Annotated in this window: 12 protein-coding genes; 1 reads left to right on the forward strand and 11 read right to left on the reverse strand. The window is 38.5% G+C overall.

The window, feature by feature from the left end; genetic code table 11:
• The 10 genes from PVK70_RS17975 to nrdR form a co-directional block, all read right to left on the reverse strand.
• The coding region (locus PVK70_RS17975) for a LuxQ periplasmic sensor domain-containing protein (protein WP_274441696.1) at positions 1-797 on the reverse strand (797 nt) is incomplete at its 3' end.
• Positions 790-1,917, reverse strand: coding sequence for a substrate-binding domain-containing protein (locus PVK70_RS17980; protein WP_130047204.1), 1,128 nt, complete (start codon positions 1,915-1,917; stop codon positions 790-792). The genes PVK70_RS17975 and PVK70_RS17980, both read right to left, overlap by 8 nt.
• Positions 1,918-2,421 (reverse strand): phosphatidylglycerophosphatase A, encoded by a 504-nt coding sequence (gene pgpA, locus PVK70_RS17985; protein WP_130047205.1) that lies wholly within the window; start codon positions 2,419-2,421, stop codon positions 1,918-1,920.
• A gap of 2 nt (positions 2,422-2,423) precedes the next feature.
• Entirely contained in the window at positions 2,424-3,416 is a 993-nt protein-coding gene (gene thiL / locus PVK70_RS17990) for a thiamine-phosphate kinase (RefSeq protein WP_130047206.1), read from the reverse strand.
• 82 nt (positions 3,417-3,498) lie between these two features.
• Positions 3,499-3,966 (reverse strand): transcription antitermination factor NusB, encoded by a 468-nt coding sequence (gene nusB / locus PVK70_RS17995; protein WP_105054205.1) that lies wholly within the window; start codon positions 3,964-3,966, stop codon positions 3,499-3,501.
• Positions 3,966-4,436, reverse strand: coding sequence for a 6,7-dimethyl-8-ribityllumazine synthase (gene ribH / locus PVK70_RS18000; protein WP_122035847.1), 471 nt, complete (start codon positions 4,434-4,436; stop codon positions 3,966-3,968). The genes nusB and ribH overlap by 1 nt, the downstream gene beginning before the upstream one ends.
• Positions 4,437-4,585: 149 nt before the next feature.
• On the reverse strand, positions 4,586-5,695 hold the full coding sequence (gene ribBA / locus PVK70_RS18005; RefSeq protein WP_130047207.1) for a bifunctional 3,4-dihydroxy-2-butanone-4-phosphate synthase/GTP cyclohydrolase II: 1,110 nt from the start codon (positions 5,693-5,695) through the stop codon (positions 4,586-4,588).
• A 37-nt stretch (positions 5,696-5,732) separates the two neighbouring features.
• Positions 5,733-6,389: a riboflavin synthase gene (locus tag PVK70_RS18010; protein ID WP_130047208.1), complete on the reverse strand. Its 657-nt coding sequence runs from the start codon at positions 6,387-6,389 to the stop codon at positions 5,733-5,735.
• Positions 6,390-6,392: 3 nt separating this feature from the next.
• Complete coding sequence (gene ribD / locus PVK70_RS18015; RefSeq protein WP_130047209.1) at positions 6,393-7,514, reverse strand: bifunctional diaminohydroxyphosphoribosylaminopyrimidine deaminase/5-amino-6-(5-phosphoribosylamino)uracil reductase RibD; 1,122 nt, start codon at positions 7,512-7,514, stop codon at positions 6,393-6,395.
• Position 7,515: 1 nt separating this feature from the next.
• Positions 7,516-7,965, reverse strand: a complete 450-nt coding sequence (gene nrdR / locus PVK70_RS18020) for a transcriptional regulator NrdR (RefSeq protein WP_130044730.1) — start codon at positions 7,963-7,965, stop codon at positions 7,516-7,518.
• A 225-nt stretch (positions 7,966-8,190) separates the two neighbouring features.
• Here nrdR and PVK70_RS18025 point away from each other — a divergent pair, with 225 nt between their 5' ends.
• Positions 8,191-8,517, forward strand: coding sequence for a hypothetical protein (locus tag PVK70_RS18025; RefSeq protein WP_130044728.1), 327 nt, complete (start codon positions 8,191-8,193; stop codon positions 8,515-8,517).
• A gap of 85 nt (positions 8,518-8,602) precedes the next feature.
• Here PVK70_RS18025 and PVK70_RS18030 read toward each other — a convergent pair whose 3' ends face one another.
• Positions 8,603-13,090, reverse strand: coding sequence for an SslE/AcfD family lipoprotein zinc metalloprotease (locus PVK70_RS18030; protein WP_130047210.1), 4,488 nt, complete (start codon positions 13,088-13,090; stop codon positions 8,603-8,605).
• Between the last annotated feature and the right edge of the window lie 189 nt (positions 13,091-13,279).

Genomic DNA, 13,279 nt, shown 5'->3' on the forward strand with positions numbered 1-13,279 from the left:
CCTGATATAGATAGTTTTCCATTTAATGATTTAACATCTATATCTGTAGCATTTATAATTTTATTTGGTGATAGTAAATCAGATTCGTTAATTACTTTTTTAATTCTATTATATTCTTCTGTTTCTTTTTTTATACTTGAAGCGATAATGTTTTTATTATTAACAATCAACACTTCTTGGCTATTGCTTACCGTTTTTAAATTATGAACAAAAGAAATATTATTATTTAATATTGCCGCATTGTATAGATATCCTCTTACCTTACCAGAAGAAGAGACTACAATCGGTGTTTTTCTAATTAAAATATGAGCATTAGGTAACGCCTTATCGATCATCATATAATACCAAGTATTAATATGAATATTTTTATCTAGTATACCTTGGAGGTCTTGCTCTCCTAAACCAAGAAAAAGATTATTACCATCATTCCAATAAAGAGTATTATCCACCTCAATAAAACGAAAGTCTGGTGAGTTATATGGTGATCTTGCCTCTATATCTGAGAAATAATGCTCAAGGCTTCGAATACGGTCTGTATTTTCACCATCTTGTAACCCCAAACTGCCCGCATCCGTATCTTGCCTTATTTGCAATATGGCTAAACGATGATTTAAAAAATTAGTTACTAAACTAGAGGTTTGTTGTAAGTTTCGCTTAACCTCTTCATTAATTGTATTAATGCTAAGCTGGTAGGTATGAATTGTTATACCTACCGTTAAAATAGAAAATATAACGAAAATAGCTCGAAAGATAAGATCAGCTAACGATGCTTTTTTCAAAACATTTCCTTTACTCATGCTCGAAGTCCACGCCTGAATAACGGAAAGCTCTCTGCTTTAGCTTCTCTAATTCTTCTGTGCTTGTCTCTGATGTTACCATTTCAAAATCACCAGAGTACACAGTAGGAACTTGCTTGCCTTCAAGATCTAATTTAATTGCTTCAGCCATGGCAACGCCAATATCATCGTTCATTCTCATGACTGTGGCATCGAGTTTACCCTGCTCGATAGCTATTAATTCGAGCGAGCCACCACCCCAACCATTAAGCACAGGTTGAACATTCATATTCTCATCTAAGGCATCTAGTGCACCAAGAGCAATATCGGTAGAAGAAGCATAAATAAAATCAATATCAGGGTTGTCATTCACTATATTTTTCGTTGCCTTATAAGCACTTTCTTCTGTCGCATCAGTATAAAAAGAAGACGTTAACGTGTACTTATTATTATCCATCGATTGAACGAATACATCCCCTCTAGCTGTACTTAAATAACCATAAGAATAATATAACATTCCATATTTAGCGCCGTTAGGAAACTTAGTTTGAAAATATTTGGCTAATAAACGAGTTCCTATAACATGATCAAAACCCGCATATAATAGTGGTTGAGTGTCATGCCATGCTTTTACGGGTGTTGTAATATTTTGCAGAATAATTTTGGTTTCAGGGTTCTGTAATACATGTTCAATGAATTTACGATGGCGAGCCGTACTAAGGGTAAAAATAAGATAATCTGATTTTTGCTCAATCGCATTATATAAAGAACAGCTCTGCTCTTTAAAGTCTACATTCAATCGGGTTGATACTGGCGTTAATTCATAATCTATATTTAATGCCTGTAAGCGAGCCTCAAAAGCGATTAAGTTACGCTTCCAATAGTCAGAGGCTTGCTCTCCAGGATAAATAAATGAAATTTTAACAGGTTTATCTTGTTGCACAGAAAGTGGAATGGGCGCTTCCTTTACGGTATCAGCCAATGATAATGTGAGTGCTTTTTCTTTAGGATATTTTGTTAAATACTCATTATAGCCCCAGTAACCGACTAAAACAGGATCTGAAAATACTGATTTGGAATAACTTAAAAAAGTTGCCAATACGAATAATAATGAACAGTATTTTGCCTTGAATGTAACCATTTATAACCAACCAGAATATTTACCTATTAACCAAAGGCTAATTAGAGCCATAAATCCAGCGACAATATCATCTAGCATGATGCCAAAGCCGCCATGAACTTTGCTATCTAGCCATCCAATTGGCCAAGGTTTTACCATGTCGAAAAATCGAAATAAAATAAACCCTGTTAGTAACCATTTCCAGTCAGTTACCGATATATTTAAGTAAGGGACAATACTCATCGTTATCCAAAGACCAACGAATTCATCCCATACAATTGAACCGTGATCGTGCACCTTCATGTCTGATGAAGTAATGTCACAAATTTTAATTCCTATTACTGCAGAAACAATAACTGCGACCACAAATAGAGAAAAAGGAAGTTGTGCTAACAATAGATAAAATGGGATTGCAGCTAGCGTTCCCATGGTTCCTGGGATCACTGGCGCTAAACCACTACCAAACCCTGTAGCCAGAATATGCCACGGATTTTTTAAACTAATTAATGCTAAAGGATTTGTCATGATTAATTCCTAAAATGATCGTAGCCATAAAGAACCCAATCTAATAAGATGGAATCTTTACGTAATTTCACATTATTATCTAAAGTGGTAAATGGGCCTTCCGAGATTTCACCAATTATACTAACATCATGATTTAAAAGAAAAGATATTTGTTTAATCGCTTCTCTATTCTCTTTTGGTGCAGTGAAACAAAGTTCATACTCCTCTCCACTTACTAATGCCGTTTTCAAACACTTATCAATGTCATGAGAATAAAATGCCAGAAGTTCATCACTAATTGGTAAGGCATTAACCTGTATTTTAGCAGATACATTTGACTGTTTAAGTATATGACCTAAATCTGAAATAAGCCCATCAGAAATATCTAATGCAGAGTGACAGAGATGACGAATTTTTTGTGCTAATTGGACTTTGGGGTTTGAATAATAATGTCTATGCTCTAGTTCTTGCTCTAGTTGTGTTTTTATTTGCTTATTTGTATCAAGCAATATCTCAAGACCAGCAGCACTGTCTCCTATAAATCCTGTAACGTAAATATCATCTCCTACCTTTGCACCTTTACGAGTTAACCCCTCTCCTGTTGGTACAAGACCTTGCACTGTAATCGTAATACTTAACGGACCTTTGGTTGTATCACCGCCAATGAGTTGAACATTATGTTGTTTTGCCAGGCCAAAGAAACCTTCGCAAAATCCTTCTAGCCACTTCTCATCAGGCTTAGGTAACGTTAATGCGAGAGAAACCCAGGTTGGTTTTGCTCCCATTGCCGCCAAATCACTTAAATTAGAAGCCAGTGCTTTATATCCAACCTTAACAGGATCTGCATCGATTAAAAAATGCGTTCCCGCCGCTAGGGTATCTGTTGTAATCGCAACTTGATAACCTTCAGGTACTGAAACCAAAGCGCAATCATCACCAATACCTAAGTCAACATCACTTCTAGAAACATTGTTTTGAACAAAGAATCGATCTATTAAATTAAATTCACTACTCATTGTTTATGCATTCAGTTTTTAGTTATAAAAAAGGCCAGCAACTAGGCTGACCTTTACAATTAATTAGTATGCTACTTCCAACTTATTTTTTACGTAAAGTCGGAGCCGCTTTATCTAATACACCGTTTACAAATTTGTGGCTATCTTCTGCTGCGAATACTTTTGCAAGTTCAATCGCTTCATTGATAACAACTTTGTATGGTACGTCATCACGGTTCATCATCTCGTAAATAGACATACGTAATAACGCAAGTTCCATTTGGTCAAGATCTTGAAGTGGACGAGATAAGTATGGACGCATTTTACCGTCTAACTTAATGTGGTTAAGAGCAACACCTGAGAAAAGATCGCGGAAATACGCTACATCTGTCTCTGGGGCTTGTAGCTTAGGCTCTTTTGCATGATGCTCTTCTTCATCATACTTCTCTGCAGTTAAAAACTGCTCTTCAATATCAGCAATATTTTCTTTGCTTAATTGCCATGAATAGATTGCTTGAAGCGCAAATTGACGTGCATTACGACGTGCGGCTGGTTTCACACTAACCCCCATTAGGATTCGATTTGAGACAGAACATTAATCATTTCGAGTGCGCTTAGTGCAGCCTCTGCCCCTTTATTACCAGCCTTGGTACCGGCGCGCTCGATTGCTTGATCGATAGTATCAACAGTCAAAACACCAAACGCCACTGGAATACTATACTCCAGAGATACTTGTGCTAGACCCTTATTGCATTCACTACATACATAGTCAAAATGTGGTGTACCACCACGAATAACAGAACCCAATGAAACAATAGCATCATATTTTGCTGTTTTAGCTACTCGTTGAGCAACTAATGGTAATTCTACAGCGCCAGGGCAGCGAACAACAGTGATGTTTTCTTCAGATACTTGACCAAAACGCGTTAAAGTATCAATAGCGCCAGAAAGTAAACTTTCATTAATAAAGCTATTAAAGCGAGAAATGACAATTGCAATTTTCGCATTAGGAGCAGCAACGCCGCCTTCAATTACGTTCATAAGCCTTCCTGTATCTATATTATTCCAATTAAACTGGGTAACTATTTTCAACTATATATCATAGTGAGAATCGGCGAATTCTATCACAGCTTTGTGACAAATATCTAATTATTTGGGCTCTATTTACTCAATAGAGCCCATGGGAGCCTTTATTTTGATACGTATTCAACCACATTAAGGCCAAAGCCTGATAATGAATGGTAACGCTTTGAAGACGACGATAGTAAACGCATGTCAGAGATCCCTAAATCAGCTAGGATTTGAGACCCAACACCGACACGGCGAGAAGTGCCTTGCTTTTTCGCCATTGTTGGCGCTTCACCACTATCTTGTCGTTCTAATACTTTGATTTTATGAACAATGCTATCTGCTGATTCTTCATTACCTAAGATAACCAACACGCCACCTTCATTTGCAATACGCTGCATTGCTGTTGGTAATGTCCAACTGCGCTCAGAACAGCGATCAGAATGAAGGATATCTGTAAAGGTATCTTGTAGATGAACGCGAACCAAAGGCGCGTTATCTGATACATTCTCTTTTTTCATTGCATAATGAAGTTGGTTATCAATGGTGTCACGATAAGTCACTAACTCAAAGTCACCAAACTCTGTTGGTAACTTACACTCCGCAACGCGCTCAATTGTGGTTTCATTATCATTACGGTATTCAATTAAATCGGCAATGGTACCTAACTTAATATCGTGCTTTTCAGCAAAAACTTCTAAATCTGGGCGACGAGCCATTGTTCCGTCATCATTTAAGATTTCAACAATAACACCTGCAGGTTCAAAGCCAGCTAAACGCGCTAAATCACAACCCGCCTCAGTATGGCCAGCACGAGTTAATACGCCACCTTCTTGAGCTGCTAACGGGAAAATATGACCCGGCTGAACTAAATCTGCGGCAACCGCATTTTTAGCAACAGCTGCTTCTACTGTACGAGAACGATCGGCTGCTGAAATACCTGTAGTTACGCCTTCAGCTGCTTCAATAGACACAGTAAAGTTAGTCGTAAACTGTGCGTTATTGTCTTGTACCATTGGTGGAAGACCCAGCTTTTCACAACGATCTTTCGTCATAGTAAGACAAATTAAACCACGACCGTGTGTTGCCATGAAATTAATAGCTTCTGGTGTGATTTTTTCTGCAGCAATGATCAAATCGCCTTCATTTTCACGATCTTCATCATCCATTAGGATAACCATCTTACCTAAACGAATATCTTCAATAATGTCTTTTGCTGAGCTAATTGCCATGTGAAATACCTTTAATATATTAAGTTAGGTTAAGTGGTTATTTTAAGAAACCTGATTTTGCCAAAAGATCCATCGTAACAGAAGACTCAGGTTGCTCTTCTTTCTGTCCGATCACAAGTCTTTCTAAATAACGAGCGATAACATCGACTTCTAAGTTCACTTTTTGTCCTACAGAGAAGTTATCCATGGTTGTTTCTGCTGCCGTATGAGGAACGATCGTCAGCTTAAATGCATTTTTACGTAAATCGTTCACCGTTAAGCTAATGCCATCAACCGTAATCGACCCTTTTTCTACCACATACTTGGCTAAACTTTGTGGTAATTGGATCCAAAACTCAACCGCTCGACCTGTTTGATGACGTTCAATAATTTCACCAACTGCATCAACATGGCCAGAGACAATATGACCACCAAAGCGAGTCGTTGGTAACATGGCTTTTTCAAGATTGACTTTATCGCCCGCTTTGTAATCAACAAAACCGGTACGTTTTAAAGTCTCTAACGATAAATCAGCAGTATAGGTATGCTCTGTCATCGCAACAACCGTTAAGCACACACCGTTGGTGGCAATGCTATCTCCAAGCTTTACATCGCCCATATCTAACTTACCAACATTGACGGTAACACTAATATCTTCACCTTTTGGAGTGATTGCCTGAAGTGTTCCTATTGACTCAATAATTCCTGTAAACATCTGTTACCTTACTATTTTTGCTGTAATACGAATGTCTTTTCCGACCATTCGAACATCCGTAATATCTAACTCTATCGCTTCAGACATTGCTTTTAATCCAACTAGATTTAATAAACTGCGTCCATCAGCGCCCATTAACTTAGGCGCGAGATAAATAATCAGTTCGTCCACAAGATCCGCTTTTATCATGCTTGCTGCTAATGTTGCGCCCGCTTCAACCCAAATATGATTAACATTATGAGCCTTCGCTACTTTATCAATGATTTCAGATAAGTTGAGTTGACCATCTTCAGTAACATTACAATGCAAATGATTATCTTGTGATGTTATAGAGTGAGTATATTGAGAAGAAGCAGTAACAACCTCTCCCTCGGTCATAAATAACTTCAAGTCAGGCGTCAATTGATGCTGGCGATCGAGAATAATACGAAGAGGCTGTCTTACTGTGTCTTTTTGATAAGATTTCTGGATTGATATAGGGAGTTCTTCCCAGCGAACATTCAGAGAAGCATTATCTTCTACTACGGTTTTTGAAGTGGATAAAATCGCCCCCGCTTGCGCTCGGTAACGTTGAACATCTTGTCTTGCTTCTTTTGATGTTATCCATTGGCTTACCCCATTTTCTAATGCGGTTTTACCATCTAAACTCGCTGCCATTTTTAATTGAACAAATGGCTTTCCCGTTTCCATACGTTGTAAAAAGGAAGGATTTAAGGCTCTTGCATCGGCTTCTAATAAGCCTGACGCCGTTTCAATACCAGCCTCATTTAACATTGCTAAGCCGCGTCCTGCAACTTGAGGATTAGGGTCAACCATTGCGCAAATAACCTTGGCAACACCCGCTTTTATTAAGCCTTCAGCACAAGGTGGGGTTCTTCCATAATGTGAACAAGGCTCTAATGTCACATACGCAGTGGCATTTTCGGCATCTTTACCAGCCTGACGCAGTGCATGTACTTCAGCGTGTGGCTCACCCGCTTTTAAATGCGCCCCCTCACCAATAATCTGTCCATTTTTTACCAATACACACCCTACGTTTGGGTTTGGTGCAGTGGTATAAATACCTTGTTTTGCCAATGAGATGGCTCTTTGCATCATTTGGTGATCTTGGGAGGTAAATTTCATGTTATTTCTCTAATTTTGCGATTTCTTCACCGAACTCTTTAATGTCTTCAAAACTACGATAGACAGAAGCAAAACGTATATAAGCCACTTTATCGAGTTCTTTTAATTGGTCCATTACAAGGTTACCAATCATATCTGAAGGCACTTCTCGCTCACCTGTTGCTCGTAATTGTGACTTAATGGTATTTAATGATAACTCAACTAAATCGGCACTCACTGGTCGCTTCTCTAACGAACGATATAGACCACCAGATAATTTATCTTCGTCGAATGGTTCGCGATTACCATTCGATTTAATCACTTTTGGCATCACTAATTCAGCCGATTCAAAAGTAGTAAATCGCTCACTGCACGCCAAACACTGTCGGCGACGACGAACTTGATGCCCATCGGAAACTAATCGTGAATCGATGACTTTCGTGTCTGTTGCGCTACAAAATGGACAATGCATAAGTTGCCTCCTATTCTTTTTTATTTAGTGTACAAGAAAAGCAGAACTGTGCCTATGCTCACGTGCTTAATCAATAATATACAACATATAGAGCAAACAATGGCAGAGCTCACATCTCAAATTAATACCATTAAGGTTTAGCTCTGATTTATTGGATTGAAACTCGCATTCATTAAGTAGACACGATATATTTATAAGACAATGCAGATTAAGGGAATCATCACAATGAAAAAAATCAGTTTAGCGTGTGTATTTGCACTAGTTTTAGCTGGCTGTAGCAGTGCACCAAAACAACAAGACAATTATCAAGATGCCTCTTTTGAGCTATGTAATACTGAAGTGAAAGTATATTCAGTGAGTGATGATGGCCGTGTTCGTATCGTATGTAGCGATGGTTCTAAGTTCCAACTAAATAGCCAAAAGACACTAGATATCATGCGTGATATTAACGTTGATTACTGTACTGGTGAAGGTTTAGGTAAGTTTAACGAAACAAGCCGTTACTATACTTTCCAATGTAAATCTGGCGCGTTGATTAATATTAATAAGTAATTGTTGCTTGTATAGCTGACAGTAAAAAGCCCCCGAACCATGATGGTTTAGGGGCTTTTGTTTATTGCATCTACCTTAACTTAAATTAGTTAGGTAATGCATTTATAGCTTGTGGACCGCTTTTCGGTTTAGTAAGTTTCATTTCCGCTAATTTATCTAAACCAGCTTGACTGATACCACCAGAGTAAACTTTAGTACCATCGGCATTAGTCACTGATGTTTCACCAACATTCCATGCTTGGAAGAACTCACTCAAATCATAACCAGATACATAAGAACTACACACCATCATTAGATCACCAGCACTTAAGCCAGTGTCACTAGAACTACAGTAGTTAATACCTTCATCCCCTTGTTGGTCACCACGAGCCTTACGGTGCATCAGCTTAATCATATTCCAACCTTGATCTTGATTGTAGATAGCTGGTTTCGTTTCACCATCAACATACCAACGATCAATATCGAAATGATTTTCAGCCCAAATCTTCAGTTGACCAAACATAACTAGACGAAGACCGGCATCACCATGACTCCAAGCGTGACCTGAATTTTGTTCTAGCCACATTGGTGCTTTTTGAATACTCGTTCTAATACGATCCATTTCTGGGTTAGCATTACGACCTTCCAATTCTTGCATATATAGAGCTAGAAGGTTGTTTGTAACTTCAGTACTGCCCGGTACCGAGAATGGCGCTGAAGCAAGGTTATGACCAACTTCGTGCCATACCAACCAATCATCAATTGCATTTGTTGGTATTTTATTTGAGTTAGCATTAAATGAACTACTCATTACCGGATAACCCGAGTGAGCTGCACCAATCGAGATTTGTACATCATTCACAAAACGATGACGGAACTCTTTTAGCTCTGGATAAGTAAAGCGACGATGTTTACCATCTGCACTCTCTTCATCACGACCGTAAAAATCACTTGCTGCATCAGCAAAGCGGTTCATATTTGTACTGAATTCATTTAGATCAGCTGTCTTAACGTTATTAAGAGCAGTTGTGTAAATAAATGAACCCGTATCAATCTCTGCGATTGGCGCAGTTGAAAAATCAGGTGTATTTACCCACTCACCAAGGTTACTCGCTGGCTCTTTCTTCCACCATGCCGCTTTTTCAACACCGTCCAAACTAAATTCAGCAACGGTTGAAACACCATTTAATGTCTCTGTCGGTTTAATATAAATTAAACCACCATAAGGAACTTTAAATTCAGTGCGGATACCATCATGAGTAAAGCTCATTTGCATTCTCGGTGGGCGATTTAGGCTAATTTCATGTTGAGGTTTACCCGTTAAATCATCCGCCATCATGACAGTAATCGTTGCAGCAACACCACCACGAACTACTACATTACTTAATTGAGGAGCCCATAACCCTGTTGATTGGTTATTTCCCGCAGCATAACTCACCGCTTCACCTGCAGTCTCAATATTAGCGACTTCATTTGTGGTTACACCAAGTGTTCGGCCAGGGTATTTAGTCGTATCAACCGTTATCTCATGATCCCAGAAAGAGCGACCTAACATAATGCGAGTTAACGGTTTTTCCATGTAATTTAATGGATAACTAGGATTCATTTGTCCTGTTAACTCCCCATCACCATGAATCATACCATTTGCAATTAATGTCGCTTTTAGATCAACTGGGCACGCAGCATCTGGAACATCAGTCTGATGTTGATTGTCTGTATAACAATTTAAAAAGTTAACCGCAGTTTTAAACCCTAACTCATCTTGAACATTAGGATCATAAGCATATGGGTTATCATTCCACATCCAAATTGAAAGGTTATCGTACGTCTGATTTAGCTCAACGGTAGATAAACGAGCACCCTGCTTACCTTTAGTGCGGTAATACATTTCATGCTCCATTAGGGCATTGAAGTTATCACCAAGGTTTGCAGCTTTAACCATACTTTCGACAACATCTTGGTTCATTTGATAACGATCAAAATCCGCACGCCAATATGCGCCACGAACTTGTATACCATCACCCTGACGAGTTTCTATACAGTTAAACTCATACTCATAAGAGTGAGTACATAAAGGCGTTCCGTCAAATGCTTCTTGTAATTCAGATATAGCAGCAGCTCTCTCTTCACCATTCTTAACGAAAATACGAGCAAACTTAGTCTCCATTACAGGATTGCCATCTTTGTCTAATAAAGGAGCACCTTTATCATCACGTTTGATAATTTCATACGTTGGAATTTCAAACTTGATCTTAGTTTCATCTTTAGTCCATTCTACCGAACCATCTTGATTCACGGTATAAGGTTGCTGTCCATCCACATCTTGGAAACGCTCAAGAACCACCATTTCATATTGACTCTTCACATGAAGATTGGGAGATGGCGCTTGACAGTAATATGACGAACCACAAAATGCTTGTGATGTTGGGGTAACATTACTCCCACCTAATGAAACACCAGCTGAATCAGCTAAACGTCCAATTGGCTCTGGGTTAGTTTTATTATCAATGGCATCCATAAATACAACACTACCACCTTCATTAATGTAAGTAATTAAAGCAGTAATATCATCTTGGCTTAGATTTGGGTTGTCTAAATCAGCAATAAAACGATGGCTCATGCCGTCACCTTGAGGCTTAGGAGGGTAAGCCTGAAGAATTAATAACGGCGTCTCACTAGCTGATAAACGTCCAGAAAAACCATCCTTAGTTAATTTTTCAACAGATGAAAAACCAAAAGATGGGTTTACAAAGAACTCATATGCATTTCCGTGAGAAGTACCTGAACGTAAGGCTGTAGCAACGTCGATATTTGTCGCAATGTTAATACCCTTGATTGACTTATCATTATTTAACCACGTAAAAAGGTTATTAAAGAAAGTCTTCATACTGCCATTATCATTACGAGGATCGTTAGCTAAATCAAACGATGATGTACATGATTGCAATGCAGGATCAATTCTTAGTGCATCATTAGCCCAATAGTTATCTGGGCATGAAATAATACTTGGGTACATGCTATTACCCATAAATACCACTTTACCAGAACCAATTTCGCCAGCGGTAACAAAAGGAAAACCAAAAGTAGCGTTATCTTTTGAAACTAGAGGGATAGGTGGCATCTCAATAGTTGGATGAACGGCAATATATGGACGACCTTCACGAGTCCACGCTTGCTGATCTCCAAAAGGAATATCTTTGTTGATATCCGCACGAGGCATCATAATAGGAAATGCTCGGTTAGATAAATTTAACGCTCGCATCCCTCTTGTATAGCCTGTTGCACCATAAAAGCTGCCGTTATCATTGAAGACATGGAAGCTAGTTACCCCACTAAATATTTTAGTTAGAGAATCGGTTACATAAGTACCATTATCTAGTGAGAATACATGTGAAATATCTGAAGAATAAAATGAGACTGGTTGCTGTTGTAGTTCGGCATCAATAGCAGCAGTTAACCCATTTTGGAATTGTGAATCAAATTCATTAGGTAATAAAAACTCTGTTCCTTCAATTTTACCACCATTAGGTAAACTTAAATTAATCAGTTCGTTAATTACATTTGGGTAAAGAGAAAACGTCTCTTGAACTTTATCTGAAATAAGCAGCCCATAATTATTATTCTCTGCGTAGCGTGTAATTAGCGATTGGATATTCGCTTTAACAACTGGATTATCACTAACGTCTGTGATCTTATAACTCACTTGATTACCAGCAACACGACCAAATTCAAAGGTATCGATACCAAAGGTAAGCTTATCGCCCCACAAGTATTCGAATTCACCATTTTCGCCCGTGATACCTACCGCATTAGCAGAGAAGAAATTAACCCCAGCTAATGGCGTACCTGTACTATCCGTTAACTGGCTCTTAGTTAATACTTTCGCTTCAGCACTCGGTTTATAGGCATAGCTATCTTCTGCACTAGCAGAAACAAAACCACTATTTAAATCATTACTTGTACCAGGTGTTACTTCAGGAACAATATCGGCGTCAACGTGTGAACTAGGTGCTTTACCTACTTCATCAGTTGCTTCTTCTTCTTTTGACTTCAAAAATGCTTGTACAACATCATGATCATTTAAGTTTACATGAACATCTTGAATGTCGATTGAGTCAAGCTCAGTTAGACAGATGGTATTGTCTTCATCACATGAGTTGATTGACTGCAAAACAGTGGTCACATTTTCGCCATGTTGTTCTACAAGGTTAAATGAATGCTCAACCTTATCAGAAGGGCTTGCTACACGAGAAGCATCTGGAAATGGCGCCGTGAAAGAGCCAAGCTGTACTGCACCCAGTTGACAATCAAAAGATTGCCCCTGACCGATCTCAAAAGTACCGTCAGTGAGCTCTTTACCATCACAAGTCAGTTCACCTTTAAGAACTTGATCACCTACCGTCAATTTACCTGAATAAGTGACCGTTGGGATAATATCCGTAGGAGGAATAGGTTCCGGCTCCGGCGGGGTAATATCTGTCGGAGGAATAGTTTCAGGCTTCGTCGGCGTTTCCCCAACAAACTCTATACTTTCTTGATTACAGCCAGCAAGCGCCATTGATATCAATGATGCTAACAATAATTTTTTACTCATGATTCAACCTTTTAGAAGTGCTGAAACTAAACGTTCAGTTCACTGAGATCGAAACATACCACAATTATTTTTACCTATTCTCAAAAATAATACAGAAATAGAATTAAAATCATGTATTGGAAATATTTTCCTATAGACACGATGAATTATCTGTACTTTATTTCACTCTTATTATTCTAAATTCCTAAT

The sequence above is a fragment of the Aliivibrio sp. A6 genome (genome assembly GCF_028765505.1).
In the GTDB taxonomy this organism is placed as follows: Bacteria; Pseudomonadota; Gammaproteobacteria; order Enterobacterales; family Vibrionaceae; genus Aliivibrio; species Aliivibrio finisterrensis_A.

Coding starts and splice junctions, on each gene's coding strand:
- PVK70_RS17980 (WP_130047204.1), bottom strand. CDS start 1,917: ATGGTTACATTCAAGGCAAAATACTGTTCATTATTATTCGTATTGGCA.
- pgpA (WP_130047205.1), bottom strand. CDS start 2,421: ATGACAAATCCTTTAGCATTAATTAGTTTAAAAAATCCGTGGCATATT.
- thiL (WP_130047206.1), bottom strand. CDS start 3,416: ATGAGTAGTGAATTTAATTTAATAGATCGATTCTTTGTTCAAAACAAT.
- nusB (WP_105054205.1), bottom strand. CDS start 3,966: ATGGGGGTTAGTGTGAAACCAGCCGCACGTCGTAATGCACGTCAATTT.
- ribH (WP_122035847.1), bottom strand. CDS start 4,436: ATGAACGTAATTGAAGGCGGCGTTGCTGCTCCTAATGCGAAAATTGCA.
- ribBA (WP_130047207.1), bottom strand. CDS start 5,695: ATGGCAATTAGCTCAGCAAAAGACATTATTGAAGATATTCGTTTAGGT.
- PVK70_RS18010 (WP_130047208.1), bottom strand. CDS start 6,389: ATGTTTACAGGAATTATTGAGTCAATAGGAACACTTCAGGCAATCACT.
- ribD (WP_130047209.1), bottom strand. CDS start 7,514: ATGAAATTTACCTCCCAAGATCACCAAATGATGCAAAGAGCCATCTCA.
- nrdR (WP_130044730.1), bottom strand. CDS start 7,965: ATGCATTGTCCATTTTGTAGCGCAACAGACACGAAAGTCATCGATTCA.
- PVK70_RS18025 (WP_130044728.1), top strand. CDS start 8,191: ATGAAAAAAATCAGTTTAGCGTGTGTATTTGCACTAGTTTTAGCTGGC.
- PVK70_RS18030 (WP_130047210.1), bottom strand. CDS start 13,090: ATGAGTAAAAAATTATTGTTAGCATCATTGATATCAATGGCGCTTGCT.